The organism is Streptomyces luteosporeus, from assembly GCF_039532865.1.
Classification (GTDB): Bacteria; Actinomycetota; Actinomycetes; order Streptomycetales; family Streptomycetaceae; genus Streptomyces; species Streptomyces luteosporeus.
The window spans coordinates 41,330-59,491 of sequence record NZ_BAAASL010000009.1; the positions used below are offsets into that span (position 1 = coordinate 41,330).

Sequence of the window (18,162 nt, forward strand, 5' to 3'; positions counted from 1 at the left end):
GACCGCTGCCAGAAAAGGAGCCCTGCCATGGCCACCAAGGAAACCTTCCAGCGCTTCGTGCCGCTGCTGTATGTGCACGACAGCCTGGAGGCCATAGCCTTCTACACCGACATCTTCGGCGTCGAGGAACTCACCGAACGCACCATGCTGCTCTCCCAGGTCCCCGGCATGGACAAGATCCCGGGCGCGGGGCGGGCCAACGGACCTTCAGGCGCTCGGCCCTCACGTCAGCTATTGCCGGCGTCCTACTATGACCTGTCTGATTCGCCTTCTCCCAGCAACCGCCTACACGCTCGAAGTCTCGATCGCCACGGCTCAATTTGACATCGCCACAAACCGTTCGATTGTTGCTGTGAGTCCTCAAGGCGCGCCCCTGGCCACCACCTACCCGGCTGGCACTTCAGGCAAGCCCGGGTCCTTTGGAGGCGGTGGGGGCCGTGGCGCGTACCTGCTGCTCCCGGCTCTCCGGTGTGCTGCAGACCACGCGTACACCGGCACCAGCGGAGCACCGGGAAGCCCAGGCGAAGGTTTCAACGGAGGGGCCGGAGGGGCCGGCGGACGTCCCACTCAAACGATCCCAGGGTGCCCCGCGAACACCGGTGGGGGGCTGGGGGAAGGGGCGCCACAGGTGGCTTTCTCAACCCTCCTGGCAGAGGCGAAGCCGGCAGTGCCGGCTGCGTGAGAGTCAGCCGCTACACGAGCACGGAAACGCCCCCGTTGTAACCCCCCTCTGTCACCGACAACGCTCATCTGCGGGAGGCAACGACCGGCGGGATCAAGCCGTCAGATCGCGGTCCAGCGGGGTGCGGTAAGCAGGCACGAACCGCCTGTCGCCGAGGAAGGTGTTCAGGCGGTTCACTTCTGTCTCGACCGCGGTGCACTCTTCCCTGCCGAGGTCGGTGAAGAGACGGTGCACGATCGTGCCGTCGGGGCGTTGTGCCCAGCCGCCGACGATCCGGCCGTCCCACCACACGGTGGGGCCGATGTTGCCCATGCGGTCGAACAGGGCTGGGCTGTGGGCAGGGTCGAGGTAGAAGCCGCGGTCGCGCCAGCCCATCGGGGTGGGGTCCAGGGCCGGCAGCAGCGCGGCGCTCGGCTCGGGCGTGTCAACCGGCTCGATGTCCTGGGGCAGGGCGTAGCCGGGGCCGTCATCCAGGCGGACTTCCACGGCGTCGGTGGCGGCGAGGGCCTTGCGGGTTTCGGTGAGGGTCCAGCCGGTCCACCACTTCAGGTCGGGCAGGGTGCCGGGGCCGAAGGCCGATAGCCAGTGGCGGACCAGCTCCGCGCGGGCCTGTGGGGCGGGGACGTCGTCCAGGGCGGGGGCGAGGGCCCAGGCGTGCTGGTTGCTGGTCCAGCCGCCGCGGCGGGTGCCGCGGGTGAGGTGGCCGTCGGCGGCCAGGGCGAAGAGCAGGTCGGTGGCGATGCTGCGGCGCGACTCGTACGGCTTGCCCGGGGAGACGACCAGCTGCCGGTCCAGGCCGGGGACAGCGGTGGCGAGCTCGGCCGTCGTGGCCTCGCTCCGTTCCCGTACGGCCTCCAGCGTGGCGCGGCCCGTCTTCTCCAGCCAGGCGGCGTCGCCGTAGCCGTTCTGCTCCAGCTGCCGCAGCAGGCCCTTGGTACGGGCGGCGGCGTTGGGGCGGCCGCACGCGGCGAGCATCGCCGGCGCGAGGGTGGTGGGGATGACGAAGAGGGTGCAGCGCATCGCCGTCATCCGCAGCAGCGCATCCCGGTCGTACAGTTCGCGCTCGATCGCCTCATGCTGTGGGTTGTCCATGCGCGCGGCGGCCGAGAGGTAGATGGTGGCCGGGTCGGTGGCGTGCAGGGCCAGCACCGACTCGGCCACCTCCCGCACTGAGGCGGCCCGCCGGCCGGGGCCGGGCAGGTGGCGGCGGGCCAGGCGGGCGCGGCGCTGTGCGTCGGTGATGCGCGGCAGGGCGGTGCTCATGCGGGATCCGGCCCGGCGGGGGCGGGCAGGTTCGGGTTGGGGGTGAGGATGCGGCGCAGGATGCCCTCCACCTCGGCGCGGGTGGGCGGTGTGGTACCGGCCAGGCCCCGCAGGGTCAGGCCGTTGGTGGCCACGGCCGCGGTGCGGGCGGTGAGTTCGTCGACGTAGGGCAGGAGGGCGTTCACGCTCAGTTCGATGAACCGGTCGGCGATCGGGCGCAGGGCGGGGCGGCGCAGGGCGGCGAGGTAGAGCTCGAATTCCATGACCTGCTGGTCGCGCTGGGGGCCGAAGCAGCCCATGAGGGCGTCGGTGAGCAACACGGTGAGCTGTTCGGGGGTGAGCTCGGGGCGCTGGGCGACCCAGTCGGCGAGGTAGGCGGCGTAGCGGTCCACGGCCCGCTGGAGGGCCGCGGTGATGAGGTCGTCCTTGGCCGCGAAGTGGTAGGTCGTCGCGCCGAGCGGGACGCCGGCCTTCTCCGCAACCGCGCGGTGGGTCAGCCCCTCGATGCCGCGCTCGGCGATGACCTGCTCGGTGGCGGCGGTGATCTCCTCGATCCGCCGCTTGGGGTCGTACCGCCGCCTCGTGGCGCCCTGCCCAGCCATGACCGCGTCCCTCCCGAAGGGGTCTCACGCACTCCCCGAGTGCTTGACTTCTGTACGAAGGTATCAGATTCACTCCAGAGCGGCTCCCGCAGCCTCTAGCCAGGCCAGAAGGGGGCTGGTAGCTCGTGTTTCTTCAACTACGGACTGCCATAGGCGCAGGTCCAGCAGCCCCCTCAAGGGGGCGGTTTGCCCTACTTGCGAGTACGCCTCGACAAGAATGCGAGACGTATGTACTAATTGAAGTACGGGGCCGCTGAGAGCCACCTGCAGCCTGAAGAAGCGGGACATCACCGTGCGAGACCAGGGCCCGCCCATTGCGTGGCCCGGGCGGTGCGCCGCCCGCGGAAGGCGATGAACATGGAGCAGGTGACGTGCCGACGGGCCCCCCTCGCGCGGCCTGCGGTCCCCCCTTCACGACCACGAGGAGCCCGACAGGTATGGCCACCCCCACAGGTACCGTGCGTATGTCCGCGTTCTGGGCCCCCGACGGCAGGGCGCTCGCGGACTTCTACGCCGCCGCTCTCGGCTGGGAGGTCACTGCCGAGCACAAGGACGACGACGGCAACAGCCTGGCCACCCTCATTAGCGACGGCCAGGCGACCTACGTCTTCTACACCGCCCGCAATTTCCGGGCCCCGAACTGGCCCGCCGACGAGCTGCCCTTCCACCTCGACCTGGCCTTCGACGACGTCGAAGCCGCCGAGCGGCGGCTGACCGAACTGGGTGCCACCAAGCCGGCCCACCAACCCGGCGGAGGGCACTGGACCGTCCTGCTGGACCCCTCCGGTCAGCCCTTCTGCCTCAGCGCCACGCCCCGGACCGCCTGACCCGCCCAGCCCGCCCCGGAGACGACCATGGCTTTCGCCCCCTGCATCAGCGTCCGTGACACCGCCGCCAGCCTTGCCTTCTACCGGCGGCTCGGCTTCGACGCGGACTCCAGCACCTCCCGCCCCGGCGACGACATCCACATCCTCACCTACGAGGGCGACTTCGTCGCGATGATCTACCTCAACGCCGATCTGAAGAACTGGCTCCCGGTCCTGGCCGACACCCACATCGGCTTCGCGGGCATGTTCTACCTCGGCGTCGACGGCCTCGAGGCCGCCTTCGCGCGGATCGCGCAGCATGCCGAGATCGTCAAGCCCGTCATCACCAACCACATGGGCCAGCGGATGTTCTACTTCCGCGACCTGGACGGCTACGTCGTCGGCATCAACGAAAAGGCCCGCCTGCAGGCCAGCGACATGGGCAAGTACGCCTGATCACCCACCGCCCTTTCGGAGGCAAGCCCGTCATGATGAACATCGCCCCCTGCCTCGCCGTGAGCGACCCCCTGGCCACCGCGGACTTCTACAAGAAGCTCGGCTTCGGGGTCCTGGACACCGGCCCCCTCGACCCCGGGCACCCCTTGCTGATCATCACCCACGACGGCAAGCCCGCCCTGATGATCCAGGGCCAGGAAAGCCTGCGGGAACTGCTCCCCGCCATGCAGAGCGGCCTCGGCTGTTCGGGCATCCACTACTTCACCGTCGCCGACTTCGACACCACCGTCGAGCGCATCCGCCCCCTGGTCGACGTCGTCCAGGACACCGTCGTCAACCATGACCGCACCGGACGGGAGTTCTTCTTCCGTGACCCCGACGGCTACATCCTCGGCATCTTCGGCCCCGACGACTGGGGCGCCTTCCGCCGGCAGACCGAAAGCACCTGAGAGCCCGCCATGCGCACCCCCGCCGTCTCCGCCTGCCTCGGAGTGGGCGACCTCGACGCCACCCTCACCTACTACGAGAACCTCGGCTTCGCCGCCCTGCCCGCCCCCGCAGGCGCCTACATCCGCGTCCTGACCTACGGCGGCGAGTTCGCCTTCATGCTCCAGCAGGCCGGCCTGCTCGGCATGTGGCTGCCGCCCCTGAAGGACACCCCCACCGGCTGCTGCGGCATGCACTACCTCGCCGTCGACGACTTCGACACCTGGGTAGAGCAGCACGCCGGCCATGTCGATGTAGTCAAGGGCCCCGTCGATGCCGGCGGCCACCAAGCCCTCTACTTCCGTGACCCCAACGGCTACATCATCGGCGTCACCCAGAAGACCCAGCACTGACCCCAGAACCACCGGAACACCCGGAAACCCGCCCCCCCCACGCACAGCAAGGAGCACCACCATGAAGATCGCAGTTCTCGGCACCGGAGGCGGCGGCCGCGCCCACGCCGCCAAGCTTCTCCAGCTCGGCCACGAGGTCTACGTCGGCACCCGCGACGTGGAGACCACCCTCGCCCGCACCGAGCCCGACATGATGGGCAACCCGCCCTACAGCCAGTTCCTCGCCGACCACCCCGGCATCCAGCTGCGCACCTTCGCCGACGCCGCCCAGGCCGCCGACCTCGTCATCAACGGCATCGACGGCGCCAGCGCCCTGACCGCCCTGACCGCCATCGCCGACCACCTCGCCGGCAAGACCCTCATCGACTACGCCGTCCCCTACCTCTACAACCCCCAGGTCGAGCACCCCTGGCCCACGCCCTTCGGCGTCATGCCCAAGCTCGTCCCGTGCGACGACGACAGCCTCGCCGAACAGATCCAGCGCGCCCTGCCCGAGGTGAAGGTCGTCAAGTCCTTCGTCACCCAGGAACAGGACACCGTCGTCGACCCCCAGGCCATCGGCGGCGGCGACCACACCATCTTCGTCGCCGGCGACGACGACCAGGCGAAGAAGACCGTCACCGAACTGCTCCAGTCCTACGGCTGGACCGACATCCTCGACCTCGGCGGCCTCGTCGCGGCCCGCGGCATGGAAATGTACGCCCACATGCACGCCGCCATCGGCATGGCCCTCGGCATGGGCACCCCCTTCGGCGTCAAGATCGTCCGCCGCTGAACCGGCAACGGCAACACCACTGGTGCCGGGAGCGCGCCGTCCTGGCAGGCGCTCCCGGCACTGCGGCGATCACCACACCTGTCCGGGTTCTCCATGGGAGGCAGTACGGGAAGAGACGGAAGCGACGGGACCGGAACCGACACCGGGAGCCCACCGAGTGCCAAGTTGAGGACGGTCAACGGGAGCGCGCGCCAGCTCACGGGGATGGGCGCTGGTCAACCGGGTGGACTCGCGGATCCACCCCACGTCCGTCACGACCACGCAGCCCTCGAAGAGCCTGATGGCGCCCATGCCGGCCTTGAGGTCCTCCCAGGCGGCCACGGGCGTGAAGGACGTGAACTGCGGGCCGATCTCGCACAGGATCCGCAGGCGGCGGCCGTTTCTCCGCGCGTCGTCGAGGAGTGGTTCGACCACCTGCTGGTAGTCGTCCTTCGATACGGTCCCGATCGCTGTCCCCACGTCGATGCCGGCGGGTGCGTCCCGGGCTCTCTCCAGCATGCCGTTCCCCTCTTCGCACGGTCGACGTACCGCTCGGGCGGGGGCCGGCACGCGGAAACGACCGGCCCGCACCCTTCCCCGGTGCGGCATGCGCGCGTTTGCGGCACGTCGGCTGCGGTCCTGGCGACCGGGGAAGCGGCTTGCGCGGCTTGAGGACCCGGGTGGCCGTGCCGCCCGGGTGGTCCACGCTGGAGGTGGCGAGTCTCCCGCGACGGGCCCGGTGACGTGAGAGGGCGGCGACCGAGGTGACCGTCGTGGGCCGGACACCGCTCACCGTGGTGGCGCACGACCGAGGGGCCGGATGATGAAGGTTTCGGCGGTGATGGCCACGCCCCCGGTCACGGTGGGCCGGCAGGCCACCGCGGCGGAGGCCGTGCTGCGCATGAAGCAGGAGGCGGTGGGCTGCGTCATTGTCGCCGACAGTCGCACTCTGTATGGAATCGTCGATCCTCAACCTCCATTTCCCCGAGGTGCCGAAGGCGTTGCTGGACTACCGCCACCGGCGCCTGGCGCAGGCCGTGCGGGCGGCTCGGCAGGAGGAGCGGTCGGGGGCGATGTATCCGTGGCAGAGCGGCAGCGACGGTCGCAGCGCCGTCCTCGACTCCACGAGCGGCCGGTACCGCATCCGCGGGGTGGTCGGGCCGGACGAGTACCACGACGCCTACCCCGGCGCCGCCCGGCCCGGCATCGACGACAACGCGTACACCAACGTCACGGCCGCCTGGGTCCTGGCCCGCGCCCTCGACCTGGTGCGCGGGCTGCCGGCACGCCGCCGGCAGGAGCTCGTCGAACGCGGCTGCCTCGACCTTGGCGAACCGCCGCTGTGGGAGGACCTGGACCTCACACTGCGGCCGGACTGGGCGGAGGGGAGCGCCGCCACCCCGCCCCGGGCGGCCCCGCACCGCCGGTCGCCTGTCCCGCGCCCCCCGGGGCCCCGGCCGCGCGGCCCGACCCCGGGCGCCCGGCGCTCGTCGTGCGTTACCCGTGTTCGGTGGTCAGCCGGCCTTGCCGGCGTCGTCCTGCAGGAGTTCGACGACGACCTCGATGCCGAGCGCGTAGGCCGGCGTGCCCGAGGTGATGAGCGCGGTCTCGGCGACGCCGATGAGGTCGGCGATGCCGGCGCCCGCGTGGAGTGCTCCCCGGGCGTGGATCCGGGCCGGTTCTGCCCGGCCGAGAGCCAGCAACTGTCCGAAGTGGACCAACTGTTGCACTCGGCCGCCGAGTGGGCTGTCGCCCAGCACGATGTGGCGCAGGGCCGTGAACGCCTCCTCCGTGGGGAGCCGGCCGAAGGCCTGGGCCACCCGCAGACGGTCCTCGACCGCGCCGGGGACGGCTCCGAGCGTCGTGCGGTAGCGATCCCGCAGGGCTTCGGAGCGCTCGGTGAAGGTGTGGTCGGTCATGACGAGACCCGTGCGATCGAGGCTCGGACACTCTCCAGGGCGCCCTCGGGGAAGTCCACGGCCCCGCCGATCGCCGCAGCGGCGATCTCGGCCTCGGCGCTTTCCTCGATCGCCACCAGGAGGTGGCCGGCAGCCGCCGCGTCCGGGCCGAACACCAGCAGCCCGTGGTTGGCCAGGAGGACTGCGGCCGTCGTCGGGCGTCGTTCCAGGACGTCGGCAATGCCCCGGACCGACACGTCCGACCCGCGCGGCCCCCAGGGCACCACCGGTACGTCCTCGGGCTGTCCGAAGCGCAGCATCGGTTCGGTGCGGCACGGCAGCGGCCGGTGGGCCACCGCGAATGCCGTCGCGGCGGGTGAGTGGGTGTGGATGATCGCGCCCACGTGCGGACGAGCGCGGTAGACGACGCTGTGCATGGCGATGATCTCGACGCTGACGGAGCGCAGTTCTCCTTCCAGGACCTGCCCGTCGAGACTGACGGTCGCCAGCTGGTGGGGCTGCAGGTCGCGGACGAACCCCGGGGTCAGCAGGAAGCGGTCGGTGTCGAGCCTGACGCTCAGGTTGGCGTGTCCGGAGTGCGACATCACCCCCGCCACGAAGAGCTGCCGGGCAGCCTCGACGAGCTGGTGGGCCCGACTCTTCACTTCAGGTGCATCTGTCATTTCTTCATCTCCCAATTCTCCGTCGGTGGCGGCGGCTGGTTCGCCGCCGCTGCACGTGCCAGCCACTCTGCGACTTGAACTAAGGTTCAAGTCAAACGTCAGGTCGGCACGACGAGACGACGACAGGAAGAGGAGGGCCGGAGCATGCGTATGACGATCGGCCGGCTTGCCGAGATCACCAACGTTCCCGCGTCGGCCATCCGGTTCTGGGAGCGCCACGGTCTGCTGCCTGCGCCCGAACGTCAGAGTGGGCAGCGGCGCTATCCGCCGCAGGCCGCAGAGCGGATCGTGCTGTTGCGCAAGTTCCAGCAAGCCGGGCTGAGCCTGGCCGAGGTCAGAGAGTTCCAGCAGGACCAGCCGCGCAGGAAGGCGATGATCCGCGCCAAGGTCGCCGAGATCGAGCAGCGCATGGTCGATCTCGAACACGCCCACCAGCTCCTGACCCATGCCCTCCAGTGCAGCAAGACGGACATCGTTGCCTGCCCGACCTTCCGGGAACAGATGGCGACGTGGAGCCAGTCCAGCTGACGGCAAAAACCGCAGCCACGTGAGGGCTTCGTCGGTCCTGCACGGCGCAGGCCGGCCTCATAGCAGGACAGGCAGGTGGCGGGGGCCGCGGAGCATGGCGTTCTGCCGGTAGGGGGGCGGGTCCTGGACCAGGCGGGCCGTGCCGAGGTGGGGGATCAGCGCGGCGAGTGCGGCCTGGGCCTCGATGCGGGCGAGGGGCGCGCCGTAGCACAGGTGGATGCCGTTGCCGAAGCCGAGATGGCGGTTGTCCGGGCGCGTGGGGTCGAACCTGTCGGGCTCGGGGAACCGCATGGGATCGCGGTTGCCCGACGCCAGCACCAGCACGACGGACGCGCCTTGGGGAATCGCGGTACCGGCGACGTCGATGTCGGCCAGGGGGATGCGCTCGCGCATGTGGACCGGGGGTTCGTAGCGCAGCAGTTCCTCCACCGCTCGGGGCAGCAGGTCGGGCTCGCGACGCAGGCGGTCCAGCTGCTCGGGGTGGCGCAGCAGGGTGAGCACGCCGTTGGTGATCAGGTTGACCGTGGTCTCGTGCCCCGCGATGAACAACAGGATCGCGGTCTGCGCGAGTTCCTCCCGGGTGAGACGCAGGGCGGGATCCGGCTCGTTGACGAAGGCGGAGAGCATGTCCTCGGTGGGGTGATCACGGCGCCGTTCGGCGAGGTCCAGCAGGTACCGGCCCATCTCGGTCCGTGCCCGGTCGCCCGCCCGGCTCCGCTCGGTGGCGTCCTCGCCCGGCCGCACATCGGCGGATGTGACCAGGGCGTCGGACCATTCCCGAAGCAGCGCCTCGTCCTCGCGCGGTACGCCGAGGAGCCGGCAGATCACCGTGACGGGCAGGGGGTAGGCGAAATCGTCGACGATGTCGATCTGCCGGCCCGCCTCGACGGTGCCCGCCAGCTCCTTGGTGATCCGGGCGATCTCGTCGCGCATGGCATCGACCCGGCCCGGGCTGTGCGGCGGGCCGAACGGCCGCATGGCCAGGGTGCGCAGCCTGTGGTGCTCGGGGTCGTCGAGCCGCAGGAACGGCAGATGCGGTGCCGTCTCGCCGCGGCTGCGCGGATCGGCACTCATGCGCGGGTCGCCGAGCAGAGCGGCGATCTCGTGGTAGGTGCCGACCAGATGAGTGCCGTCCGCCTGCCGCACGACGGGACCGGCCTCGCGGAGTTCCGCGTACAGCGGGTAGGGGTCGGGACGGCTGGCGTAGTCGGTGATCCGTGCCAGCAAGGTGTCGGAGGCCATGGTGGCTCCTCGTCGTCGGGCGGGACGCGGGTCGGTGGGCGGGCCCTACACCACGGTCAGCCGGCGGTCCGGCAGGTATCCGGTGAGCGCCACGGTGGGGCCGTGGGTGAGCCCCTTCGGGTCCGGCACGTCGGAGGGAATCGTGATGTCGGCGGCGATCGCGCGGTCCGCCGCGCCGGGTGGGGGCGGGAACGGAGCGGCGGTCTCGATCAGGTGCCGGTAGTAGTCGAGCGACTTGGCCATGTCGACGGTGACCGCGGCGGTGACCCGCCCCTGGTAGCCGTAGACCATCGCCAAGCGGCGTGCCTCCAAGGAGCCCTGGGCGATCACCACATGGTCGGAGAAGGCCGGCACACCCACCGACTTGATGTTGAGCCCGAACTGGGTCGACCAGAATTCGGGCACGGCGAGGTGCGGACGCCGCAGGGGTCCCGGACTGACCATGTTGTGGGCCGCCACCTCGGCCTGCGCCACCGCGTTGCCCCAGTGCTCCAGGGAGAGCATCTGATACCCGAACAGCGGATGGGGAAAGCGGGAGACGTCGCCGGCCACGAAGACGTCGTCGGTGACGATCCCGTACATGGTGAAGGCCCGGCAGCCGGCGTCGCAGGCGATGCCGCGCGGGCCCGCCGCCAGGCCGGAATCCGCCAGCCACTCCACGTTGCGGACCGCTCCCAACGCCACGACGCACACGTCCGCGTCGACGCGGCTGCCGTCGGACAGGTCCGCACCGCTGAAGCGGCCGTTGCCGTCCCCGCGCAGGCCGGTGACCGTCACCCCGCAGCGCAGGTCCACCCCGTGGTTGCGCTGCATGACGGCCGCGAGCTTCGACAGGGTGCCGCCGAGCGCACCCACCAAGGGCGCGGGGCCGCGCTCGGCGACCGTGACCTCCAGCCCCCGTTCCCGGCAGGCCGAGGCGATCTCCGAACCGGTGAAGCCGCCACCGATCACCAGCACCCGCCGCGGCCCGGCGGCCAGCCGCTGCGCCAGCCCTCCGGCGTCGTCACGGGTGCGCAGGGTGAACACCCCGTCCAGGGCGGCCTCCTCCGGGTGGGGCCAGGGCCGCGCGCGGGTCCCGGTGGCGATCAGCAGCCTGTCGAACGGCAGCGATTCGCCGGTGTCCAGCACCACCCGTTTCCCGAGCGGGTCCAGGCCCGTGGCGCGTACGCCCAGCCGCCAGTCGGCGTCCGGATCCCGCCGCATCGGCAGCCCGGTGGTGTCCGCTGCCACATGGCCGAGGAGCACCTGTTTGGACAGCGGTGGCCGGTCGTAGGGCGGATGGGGCTCGTCCCCGATCACGGTCAGTGAGCCGGTGAAGCCCTCGTCGCGCAAGGCCTCCGCGGCCCTCAGCCCGGCCAGCGACGCGCCGACGATGACGAAGCGGCCGTCCTTGAGGTCACCGGCCACCGGCGTTCACCTCCTCGCCGAGGAGGATCGCCTGGACCGGGCACGCCGCAGCGGCCTGACGCACGCGCTCGACCTGGTCGTCGGGGACGGCCGGGGCGTACAGCAGCCCCTCCTCCCCGTGCAGTTGGAACACCTCCGGCGCGAGGAACACGCACTGCGCGTAGCCCTGGCAGCGCGTGAGGTCGACAACGGTCCGCATCCTCACCACTTCCTCCGTCGCCTCGCCCCCCTCCTTTCCAGCATGGGGGGAAATGCGGCCGCCCGCACGACCACGCCGGCCGCCGCACCCCGGCCATCCGGGGATGCGAAGATCGCGGCGTGAACACGCATACGCACGACGAGCCCGGCCGGCCGCCCGGCGCCCCGGTCCGGGCCGGCATCCCCGAACACGGTCGGATTCCCAAGTACTACGTGGTCAAGACCCGGGTGGCCGGCCTGCTCGACGAGCTGGGGGAGGGGGGACTGCTGCCCACCGAGCGGGAGCTGGCCGCGCGCTTCGAGGTCTCCCGGGAGACCGTGCGGCAGGCCCTGCGCGAGCTGCTGCTCGAGGGGCGGTTGCGCCGGATGGGGCGCGGCACGGTCGTCGCGGGGCCGAAGCTGGAGCAGCCCCTCTCGCTCGCCAGCTACACCGAGGGCGTGCGCCGCCAGGGCCGCCGCCCGGGGCGTGCCCTCGTCGGCCTGGACCGCCTCTCCTGCCCGGCGGCCCTCGCACCCGACCTCGGGGTGGAGCCGCTGGCCCCTGTCTGGCACCTGGAGCGCGTGCTGCTCGCCGACGACGAACGGGTCGGGCTGGAGAGCACGTACGTGGCAGTGGAGCGCGCACCGAGGCTGGATGCGGACTTCGAGCCGGACTCCTCCTTCTACGGCTATCTGCGCGAGCGTCTCGGCATCGGGTTCGGGGACGCGGACGAGCGGCTCGAGACCGTCCTGGCCACGCCACGCGAGGCGCTGCTGATCGGCACGCCGCCGGCGCTGCCCATGCTGCTGATCCACCGGGTGTCGCGGGACACGGACGGGCGGCCGTTGGAGCGGGTGCGCTCGCTCTACCGAGGAGACCGGTTCTCCTTCACCGCTCATTTGCGCGGCGGGAGCTGAGCGGCGGGAGCCGAGGGGCAGGGCAGGCCCATCCATGATCACCTTCAGTATTGTCTCAGAAAGATAACGGGTCTAGTCCAAGTTTGACGCCCGGTTTCCCGTCGGTTCTCCGAACGGTTGCCCACGCGCCACCCGCCCCGACGACCGTTCGAGTCATGCGAGTCATAGTCGTCGGAGCCGGCGTGCTGGGAACCATGCATGCCTGGCAAGCACTTCAGCGCGGTCACGAGGTCGTGCACATCGAGCGCGAGGCGGAGGCCCGGGGGGCCTCCGTCCGCAACTTCGGCCTGGTCTGGGTCAGCGGCCGTGCCGCAGGGGAGGAGCTGGCCACCGCCCTGCGGGCCCGCGAGCTGTGGGAGGAGATGGGCGCCGCCGTCCCGGGCCTCGGTTTCCGCGCCAACGGTTCGCTGACGGCCGTCACCACCGAGGCCGAACTCGCGGTCGCCCGCGAGGCCCTGGCCCGGCCCGATGCCGCGGCCCGCGGCCTGCGCCTCCTCACCCCCGGCGAGGTGCGGACCGTCAACCCGGCCCTGCGCGGCGACATCCTCGGCGCCCTGGCCTGCGACCGCGACGCCGCCGTGGAACCCCGCACGGCCCAGCGCGCTCTGAAGGAGGCCCTGCTCCGCTCCGGTCGTTACACGTTCCTCGGCGGTCGCGAGGTCCGGGACATCGTGGACACCGCAAGCGGGTCCGCCGTCCGCGACGACCGCGGCGAGGTGCACGGCGGCGACGCGGTCGTGCTGTGCACCGGCGCCTGGCTGGGCGGCCTCGTCCGCGAGCTCGCCCCGCGGTTGCCCGTCCGCCGCGTACGGCTGCAGATGATGCAGACCGCCCCCCTGGGCGAGCCGCTCACCACCTCCGTCGCCGATGCCGACAGCTTCCGCTACTACCCGGCCTACGACGGCGCCGCCCTCGACGCGCTGGCCGCCGCGCAGCCCCAGCCTCCGACCGCCGCCGAGCACAAGATGCAGCTGCTCATGGTGCAGCGCGCGGACGGCGGGCTGACCATCGGCGACACCCACGAGTACGCCGAGCCCTTCGGCTTCGACGTCGACGAAGCCCCGTACGAGCACCTCACCTCCGTCGCCGAACAGCTCCTGGGCCGGCCGCTGCCGCCGGTCCGCCGGCGCTGGGCCGGGGTCTACGCACAGTGCGTGGACACCACTCGCGTCGTGCACCGCGAGCGCGTACGCGACGACGTCCGGCTCGTGACCGGCCCCGGCGGGCGCGGCATGACGTGCTCCCCGGCGATCGCCGAAACCACCGCGAACGAACTGGGCTGGTGAGGAAGATGAAGCAGCGTACGAGCCTGGTCGTCCTGGACATGGCCGGTACCACCGTCGCCGACGACGGCCTGGTCGAGCGGGCCTTCGGCACCGCCGCACGGGCCCTCGGCGTCGAGCCGGGCACCGCCCGCCACCACGAACAACTCACCTACGTCCGCGCCACCATGGGCGAATCGAAGATCTCCGTCTTCCGCCACCTCTTCCCCGGCGACGAGGAGCAGGCCCGGCGCGCCAACGCGGCCTTCGAGTCCGCCTACGGACAGCTGGTCGCCGAAGGCCACTGCGAGCCCGTGCCGGGCGCCCGCGAAGCGATCGAACGGCTCCGCGCCGAAGGCCGCACCGTCGTCCTCACCACCGGCTTCGCCCGCGTCACCCAGGACGCCGTCCTGGCCGCCCTCGGCTGGAGGGACCTCGCCGACCTCACCCTCTGCCCGGCCGACGCCGGCGGACGCGGCCGCCCGTACCCCGACATGGTGCTCACCGCCCTGCTGCGCACCCGCGCCGCGGACGACGTACGGCGGATCGCGGTCGCGGGCGACACCTCCTACGACATGCTCTCCGGCACCAGGGCCGGGGCGGCCGTGGTCGCCGGTGTCCTGACCGGGGCCCACGACGAGGCCGCGCTCCGCGCCTGCGGAGCGACCCACGTCCTCGGTTCCGTGGCCGAGCTCCCCGACCTGCTCGCAGAGGCGGAGGACGGCCGTTGAGCACAGACATCCGATTCGACGGCGTCACGGTCGCCTACGGCAGGAACGTCGTCCTCGACGCGCTCGACCTCACCGTCGAGCCCGGCGAGGTCATGGCACTGCTCGGGCCGTCCGGCTCCGGCAAGACCACCGCCCTGCGCGCGGTCGCCGGTTTCGTGCAGCCGGTCGCCGGACGGATCTTCATCGGGGACCGCGACGTCACCGACCTGCCGCCCCACCGGCGAGGCATCGGCATGGTGGTCCAGCAGTACGCGCTCTTCCCCCACATGAGGGTCGACGCCAACGTCGCCTTCGGACTCAGGGCGCGCAGGACGCCGCGGGAGGAGACCGCCGTGCGTGTCACCGAGGCGCTGGAGGCGACCGGCATGGCCGGCTACGCCAAGCGCTACCCGCGCGAACTCTCCGGCGGACAGCAACAGCGGGTCGCCATCGCCCGGGCGCTGGCCATCCGCCCCGGCGTGCTGCTCTTCGACGAGCCGCTCTCGGCCCTCGACGCACCGCTGCGCTCCGGCATGCTCGCCGAGCTCGCCCGGCTGCACCGCGACCTGCCGGACGTCAGCATGCTCTACGTCACCCACGACCAGGTCGAGGCGCTCACCCTCGCCGACCGGATCGCCGTCATGGACCGCGCCCGCCTGCAGGACTGCGGCACTCCGCAGGACCTCTACCGGCGGCCCCGCACCGGGTTCACGGCCTCCTTCGTCGGCAACGCCAATCTCCTGCCGGTGACGGTCACCGCTCGCGGCGTACGGCTCGGCGACACGGCGCTGGACGTGCCGACCGGCGACGCCGTGGCGGGTGCCCCGGCAACCTTGTGCCTCCGCCCGCACCTGCTCGGGCTGGGGGAGGGGCCGAACGCCCTGCGCGGAACGGTCGCGGAGGTGCAGTGGCGTGGTGTCACGCACCGCCTGGCCGTCGACGTCGCGGGGCACCGCATCACGGCCGACGTCCGGGAGCTGCGCGAGATGCCACCGCTCGGCACCGGGATCACGCTGCACTTCGCGGCGGACGACGCGGTGCTGCTGCCGGCAGGCGAGGGCGGAGGTGCCGCCCGTGGCTAGCGTCCGGCTGCCGCTCGCGCGAGTGGCCGCCCCCGCTTCCTCCCGGCGCATTCCGGCCTGGGCCCTGGCGCTCCCGCCCGTCGCCGCCCTCGGCATCGTCTTCCTCCACCCTCTCGCCCTCGTCCTGTGGCAGTCGGTGTCACCGGAGAGCGGCGGGCACGGATTCTCCGCCTACGCCGAGGTGTTCTCCCAGGCCGCGTTCCGCGACGCCCTGCGCAACACCGTGCTGATCGCTGCCGGCGCGACCGCCGGCGCCCTGCTGCTCGGCTTCGCTCTCGCCCTGGTCATCGCGTTCGTGCCGTTCCCCGGCGGCAAGGCGATCGGACGGTTCGTCGACGTCTTCCTGTCCTTCCCCTCCTTCCTCATCACTCTCGCGCTGCTGTTCGTCTACGGCAGCGCCGGCATGGCCAACGGCGTGTGGACCGGGGTGACCGGGGCCGCGTCCGGCCCGTTCGACTTCCTGCACACGCCCTGGGGCGTGCTGCTCGCGGAGATCACGTACTTCACGCCGTTCGTGATGCGGCCCCTGCTTGCCGCCTTCTCGCAGCTCGACACCGCCCAGCTCGATGCCGCGGCCTCGCTCGGCGCCCGCGCCCCGCGGATCGTCCGGCAGGTGATCCTGCCCGAGGCCCTGCCCGCACTGGCGGCCGGCGGTTCGCTCGTCCTGGTGATGTGCCTCAACGAATTCGGCATCGTCCTGTTCACCGGCGCCAAGGGTGTGACCACCCTGCCCGTGCTCGTCTACGGCAAGGCGATCCTCGAAGGCGACTGGACGGGCGCCTGCGTGGTGGCCGTCGTCAACATCGCCCTCTCCCTGTCGCTGTACGGGCTCTACCGGACGCTGACCACCCGCATGGAGGGAGCCCGCCGTGCTCGTCCATAGCCGTCGTGCCCGCCGGGCGGTCCAGGTCGTCTTCCTCGCCCTGTTCCTCCCCGTCTTCGCCCTGCCGTTCCTCGTCGTCGTGGCCGCTTCCCTGGCCACCCGGTGGAGCGGCGTGCTCCCCTCCGGTGCGACGCTCGACCACTACCGGGCGATCGCTCATGGAGAGGCGCTCGACGCCCTGACCACCAGCGTCCTCACCGCCCTCGCGGCCTCGGTGACCGCCCTGGTCACCGGCGCCTGGGCAGCCCTCGCGGCCAGGGGCTCGTGCGCCCGCCGCGTGATCGACCTCCTGTTCATGCTGCCGGTCGCCGTACCGTCCGTGGTCGTCGGGCTCGCCCTGCTCGTCGCCTTCTCCAAGCCCCCGTTCCTGCTCAACGGCACGCCCGCCATCGTCGTCCTGGCCCATGCGATCCTGGTGACGGCCTTCGGCCACCAGTCCGTATCGGCGGCCCTGGACCGCCTCGACCCCGCCTACGAGCAGGCCGCCGCGAGCCTCGGCGCAAGCCCCCTGCGCGTCCTGCTCCAGGTGAAGCTGCCGCTGCTCCTGCCGTCCCTCTCCGCCGCCGCAGGGCTCTGCTTCGCCCTGTCGATGGGCGAGCTCAGTGCCACGATGATGCTCTACCCGCCCGACTGGCTGCCCCTGCCCGTCAAGGTCTTCGCCGCCACCGACCGCGGCGCGCTCTTCCCCGGTGCCGCGCTCGCCGTCGCCCTCATGGCCACCACGCTCCTCGTGCTCCTCGTGGTCTCCCGCGTCCGCACACGAGCCTCCCACCGCTGATTCCCCCCACCTCCCCTCGCGCCCGTTCGGCCGACTTCGAAGGAGTCCCCCTGTGTCCCGTCCCCGTGCCATGTTCCCGCTGGCCGCGCTGCTCGTCCTCCCGCTCACCGCGTGCGGCGGGACGGCCGGCGCCGACGCGAAGGAAATCACCGTCTACAGCGCCGACGGCCTCAAGGCCGAGGACGGCTCCGGCTTCTACGACAAGGTCTTCAAGGACTTCGAGAAGAAGACCGGCATCAAGGTCGACTACGTCGAGGGCGGCTCCGGCGAAGTCGTGCAGCGCCTGGCCCGGGAGAAGTCCAACACCAAGGCGGACGTCGTCGTCACCCTGCCGCCCTTCGTCCAGCAGGCCGACGGCAAGGGCCTGCTGACCGCCTACCGGCCCGAGGGATCGGACAAGGTCGCGGAGGGCGACAAGGATCCCTCCGGCAAGTGGACCGCAGTGGCCAACAACTACTTCTGCTTCGTCTACAACTCCAAGGAGCTCGAGAACAGACCGCCGAAGACATGGAAGGACCTCCTGGACGCCCGATTCAAGGGCAAGCTGCAGTACTCCACCCCCGGAGTCGCGGGCGACGGCACGGCCGTCCTCATCAAGGCCATGCACGACCTCGGCGGCAAGGAACCCGCCATGGCCTATCTCAAGGACCTCCAGAAGAACAACGTCGGCCCCTCCAAGTCCACCGGGCAGCTCGCCCCGAAGGTCGACAAGGGCGAACTCCTCGTCGCCAACGGAGACGTCCAGATGAACTTCGCCAACATGAAGACGATGCCGAACCAGGGCATCTTCTTCCCCGCAGGCGACAACGGAAAGCCCACCACCTTCGCCCTCCCGTACGCGGCCGGGCTGGTGAAGAACGCCCCGCACGCCGACAACGCCAAGAAGTTCCTGGACTATCTCCTCACCGAGCAGGTGCAGCGCGACGTCTCGGCCGTCGGTGGCGGCTTCGCCTCCCGTACGGACGTCAAGGCGACCGACCCCAACGCCGCTTCCCTCGCCCGCCTCATGAAGGGCGTGGAGGTCTTCCGCCCCGACTGGGCCGGCATCGACAAGAACCTCACCTCCTACGTCGCGGCGTGGAAGGAGGCCACCGGCAGCTGAACCGCCCGGGGCGGCCGAGGCCCGGGACCGACGTCCGCGACACGCGTGACCATGGTCGAACCGGCGGGTCGGCGGCCCGGCGGGGGAAGA

Annotated in this window: 22 protein-coding genes and 2 pseudogenes; 16 read left to right on the plus strand and 8 right to left on the minus strand. The window is 71.4% G+C overall.

What is annotated here, in order from left to right; all coding sequences use genetic code 11:
- Positions 1–27: 27 nt before the first annotated feature.
- On the plus strand, positions 28–324 hold the full coding sequence (locus ABD361_RS13650; protein WP_344435373.1) for a hypothetical protein: 297 nt from the start codon (positions 28–30) through the stop codon (positions 322–324).
- Between the two features lie 451 nt (positions 325–775).
- On the opposite strand, the gene ABD361_RS13655 is transcribed toward ABD361_RS13650, so the two are convergent.
- Positions 776–1,945, minus strand: a complete 1,170-nt coding sequence (locus ABD361_RS13655) for a winged helix DNA-binding domain-containing protein (protein ID WP_344435374.1) — start codon at positions 1,943–1,945, stop codon at positions 776–778.
- Entirely contained in the window at positions 1,942–2,547 is a 606-nt protein-coding gene (locus ABD361_RS13660) for a TetR/AcrR family transcriptional regulator (RefSeq protein WP_344435376.1), read from the minus strand. The genes ABD361_RS13655 and ABD361_RS13660 overlap by 4 nt, the downstream gene beginning before the upstream one ends.
- Positions 2,548–3,011: 464 nt before the next feature.
- Between ABD361_RS13660 and ABD361_RS13665 the strand changes: the two genes are divergently transcribed.
- From ABD361_RS13665 to ABD361_RS13685, 5 genes are all read left to right on the plus strand, one after another.
- Complete coding sequence (locus tag ABD361_RS13665; protein WP_344435377.1) at positions 3,012–3,374, plus strand: VOC family protein; 363 nt, start codon at positions 3,012–3,014, stop codon at positions 3,372–3,374.
- Positions 3,375–3,401: 27 nt separating this feature from the next.
- Complete coding sequence (locus tag ABD361_RS13670) at positions 3,402–3,809, plus strand: VOC family protein (protein WP_344435378.1); 408 nt, start codon at positions 3,402–3,404, stop codon at positions 3,807–3,809.
- A gap of 32 nt (positions 3,810–3,841) precedes the next feature.
- A complete protein-coding gene (locus ABD361_RS13675; RefSeq protein ID WP_344435379.1) occupies positions 3,842–4,258 on the plus strand; it encodes a VOC family protein in 417 nt (138 codons plus the stop codon).
- Positions 4,259–4,267: 9 nt separating this feature from the next.
- The gene (locus ABD361_RS13680; RefSeq protein WP_344435381.1) at positions 4,268–4,648 is read left to right on the plus strand and encodes a VOC family protein; all 381 of its coding nucleotides are present in this window, start codon (positions 4,268–4,270) and stop codon (positions 4,646–4,648) included.
- Between the two features lie 61 nt (positions 4,649–4,709).
- Positions 4,710–5,423 carry an NADPH-dependent F420 reductase gene (locus tag ABD361_RS13685; protein WP_344435382.1) on the plus strand — a complete coding sequence of 238 codons (714 nt, stop codon included), beginning with the start codon at positions 4,710–4,712 and terminating at the stop codon, positions 5,421–5,423.
- A 69-nt stretch (positions 5,424–5,492) separates the two neighbouring features.
- Here ABD361_RS13685 and ABD361_RS13690 read toward each other — a convergent pair whose 3' ends face one another.
- Positions 5,493–5,921 (minus strand): SpoIIAA family protein, encoded by a 429-nt coding sequence (locus ABD361_RS13690; RefSeq protein WP_344435383.1) that lies wholly within the window; start codon positions 5,919–5,921, stop codon positions 5,493–5,495.
- 322 nt (positions 5,922–6,243) lie between these two features.
- Here ABD361_RS13690 and ABD361_RS30665 point away from each other — a divergent pair.
- A pseudogene (locus tag ABD361_RS30665) lies at positions 6,244–6,309 on the plus strand (hypothetical protein); the annotation flags it as partial.
- A gap of 61 nt (positions 6,310–6,370) precedes the next feature.
- Positions 6,371–6,790 (plus strand): annotated as a pseudogene (locus ABD361_RS13700) (glycoside hydrolase family 65 protein); the annotation flags it as partial.
- A gap of 126 nt (positions 6,791–6,916) precedes the next feature.
- On the opposite strand, the gene ABD361_RS13705 reads toward ABD361_RS13700, so the two are convergent.
- Positions 6,917–7,321, minus strand: a complete 405-nt coding sequence (locus ABD361_RS13705) for a carboxymuconolactone decarboxylase family protein (protein WP_344435385.1) — start codon at positions 7,319–7,321, stop codon at positions 6,917–6,919.
- On the minus strand, positions 7,318–7,983 hold the full coding sequence (locus ABD361_RS13710) for a class II aldolase/adducin family protein (protein WP_344435386.1): 666 nt from the start codon (positions 7,981–7,983) through the stop codon (positions 7,318–7,320). Before ABD361_RS13710 ends, ABD361_RS13705 begins: the two co-directional genes overlap by 4 nt.
- A gap of 144 nt (positions 7,984–8,127) precedes the next feature.
- Here ABD361_RS13710 and ABD361_RS13715 point away from each other — a divergent pair, with 144 nt between their 5' ends.
- Complete coding sequence (locus ABD361_RS13715) at positions 8,128–8,511, plus strand: MerR family transcriptional regulator (protein WP_344435387.1); 384 nt, start codon at positions 8,128–8,130, stop codon at positions 8,509–8,511.
- 57 nt (positions 8,512–8,568) lie between these two features.
- Here ABD361_RS13715 and ABD361_RS13720 read toward each other — a convergent pair whose 3' ends face one another.
- Genes ABD361_RS13720 through ABD361_RS13730 form a run of 3 tightly spaced genes read right to left on the minus strand, consistent with a single transcriptional unit; the run spans position 8,569 to position 11,359 of the window.
- Complete coding sequence (locus ABD361_RS13720) at positions 8,569–9,753, minus strand: cytochrome P450 (RefSeq protein ID WP_344435389.1); 1,185 nt, start codon at positions 9,751–9,753, stop codon at positions 8,569–8,571.
- Between the two features lie 45 nt (positions 9,754–9,798).
- On the minus strand, positions 9,799–11,160 hold the full coding sequence (locus ABD361_RS13725; RefSeq protein ID WP_344435390.1) for an NAD(P)/FAD-dependent oxidoreductase: 1,362 nt from the start codon (positions 11,158–11,160) through the stop codon (positions 9,799–9,801).
- Positions 11,150–11,359 carry a ferredoxin gene (locus tag ABD361_RS13730; RefSeq protein WP_344435391.1) on the minus strand — a complete coding sequence of 70 codons (210 nt, stop codon included), beginning with the start codon at positions 11,357–11,359 and terminating at the stop codon, positions 11,150–11,152. Before ABD361_RS13730 ends, ABD361_RS13725 begins: the two co-directional genes overlap by 11 nt.
- Positions 11,360–11,478: 119 nt before the next feature.
- On the opposite strand from ABD361_RS13730, the gene ABD361_RS13735 reads away from it, so the two are divergent.
- The 7 genes from ABD361_RS13735 to ABD361_RS13765 all read left to right on the plus strand — a co-directional run bounded on the left by ABD361_RS13735 (position 11,479) and on the right by ABD361_RS13765 (position 18,072).
- On the plus strand, positions 11,479–12,255 hold the full coding sequence (locus ABD361_RS13735; RefSeq protein WP_344435392.1) for a GntR family transcriptional regulator: 777 nt from the start codon (positions 11,479–11,481) through the stop codon (positions 12,253–12,255).
- Between the two features lie 155 nt (positions 12,256–12,410).
- Positions 12,411–13,541: a TIGR03364 family FAD-dependent oxidoreductase gene (locus ABD361_RS13740; RefSeq protein ID WP_344435394.1), complete on the plus strand. Its 1,131-nt coding sequence runs from the start codon at positions 12,411–12,413 to the stop codon at positions 13,539–13,541.
- 5 nt (positions 13,542–13,546) lie between these two features.
- Entirely contained in the window at positions 13,547–14,248 is a 702-nt protein-coding gene (locus ABD361_RS13745) for a phosphonatase-like hydrolase (protein WP_344435395.1), read from the plus strand.
- On the plus strand, positions 14,245–15,309 hold the full coding sequence (locus ABD361_RS13750) for an ABC transporter ATP-binding protein (RefSeq protein ID WP_344435396.1): 1,065 nt from the start codon (positions 14,245–14,247) through the stop codon (positions 15,307–15,309). The genes ABD361_RS13745 and ABD361_RS13750 overlap by 4 nt, the downstream gene beginning before the upstream one ends.
- On the plus strand, positions 15,302–16,192 hold the full coding sequence (locus ABD361_RS13755) for a 2-aminoethylphosphonate ABC transporter permease subunit (RefSeq protein WP_344435397.1): 891 nt from the start codon (positions 15,302–15,304) through the stop codon (positions 16,190–16,192). The genes ABD361_RS13750 and ABD361_RS13755 overlap by 8 nt, the downstream gene beginning before the upstream one ends.
- On the plus strand, positions 16,179–16,970 hold the full coding sequence (locus ABD361_RS13760) for an ABC transporter permease (RefSeq protein ID WP_344435398.1): 792 nt from the start codon (positions 16,179–16,181) through the stop codon (positions 16,968–16,970). The genes ABD361_RS13755 and ABD361_RS13760 overlap by 14 nt, the downstream gene beginning before the upstream one ends.
- Before the next feature lie 70 nt (positions 16,971–17,040).
- On the plus strand, positions 17,041–18,072 hold the full coding sequence (locus tag ABD361_RS13765; protein WP_344435671.1) for a 2-aminoethylphosphonate ABC transporter substrate-binding protein: 1,032 nt from the start codon (positions 17,041–17,043) through the stop codon (positions 18,070–18,072).
- The last annotated feature ends 90 nt before the right edge of the window (positions 18,073–18,162 follow it).

Bases quoted from the DNA above. Each gene is read 5' to 3' on its own strand.
- ABD361_RS13730 (WP_344435391.1), bottom strand. From the start codon at position 11,359: ATGCGGACCGTTGTCGACCTCACGCGCTGCCAGGGCTACGCGCAGTGC.
- ABD361_RS13740 (WP_344435394.1), top strand. From the start codon at position 12,411: ATGCGAGTCATAGTCGTCGGAGCCGGCGTGCTGGGAACCATGCATGCC.
- ABD361_RS13680 (WP_344435381.1), top strand. From the start codon at position 4,268: ATGCGCACCCCCGCCGTCTCCGCCTGCCTCGGAGTGGGCGACCTCGAC.
- ABD361_RS13765 (WP_344435671.1), top strand. From the start codon at position 17,041: ATGTTCCCGCTGGCCGCGCTGCTCGTCCTCCCGCTCACCGCGTGCGGC.
- ABD361_RS13675 (WP_344435379.1), top strand. From the start codon at position 3,842: ATGATGAACATCGCCCCCTGCCTCGCCGTGAGCGACCCCCTGGCCACC.
- ABD361_RS13690 (WP_344435383.1), bottom strand. From the start codon at position 5,921: ATGCTGGAGAGAGCCCGGGACGCACCCGCCGGCATCGACGTGGGGACA.
- ABD361_RS13655 (WP_344435374.1), bottom strand. From the start codon at position 1,945: ATGAGCACCGCCCTGCCGCGCATCACCGACGCACAGCGCCGCGCCCGC.
- ABD361_RS13685 (WP_344435382.1), top strand. From the start codon at position 4,710: ATGAAGATCGCAGTTCTCGGCACCGGAGGCGGCGGCCGCGCCCACGCC.
- ABD361_RS13745 (WP_344435395.1), top strand. From the start codon at position 13,547: ATGAAGCAGCGTACGAGCCTGGTCGTCCTGGACATGGCCGGTACCACC.
- ABD361_RS13710 (WP_344435386.1), bottom strand. From the start codon at position 7,983: ATGACAGATGCACCTGAAGTGAAGAGTCGGGCCCACCAGCTCGTCGAG.
- ABD361_RS13705 (WP_344435385.1), bottom strand. From the start codon at position 7,321: ATGACCGACCACACCTTCACCGAGCGCTCCGAAGCCCTGCGGGATCGC.
- ABD361_RS13650 (WP_344435373.1), top strand. From the start codon at position 28: ATGGCCACCAAGGAAACCTTCCAGCGCTTCGTGCCGCTGCTGTATGTG.
- ABD361_RS13660 (WP_344435376.1), bottom strand. From the start codon at position 2,547: ATGGCTGGGCAGGGCGCCACGAGGCGGCGGTACGACCCCAAGCGGCGG.
- ABD361_RS13665 (WP_344435377.1), top strand. From the start codon at position 3,012: ATGTCCGCGTTCTGGGCCCCCGACGGCAGGGCGCTCGCGGACTTCTAC.
- ABD361_RS13670 (WP_344435378.1), top strand. From the start codon at position 3,402: ATGGCTTTCGCCCCCTGCATCAGCGTCCGTGACACCGCCGCCAGCCTT.
- ABD361_RS13715 (WP_344435387.1), top strand. From the start codon at position 8,128: ATGCGTATGACGATCGGCCGGCTTGCCGAGATCACCAACGTTCCCGCG.
- ABD361_RS13720 (WP_344435389.1), bottom strand. From the start codon at position 9,753: ATGGCCTCCGACACCTTGCTGGCACGGATCACCGACTACGCCAGCCGT.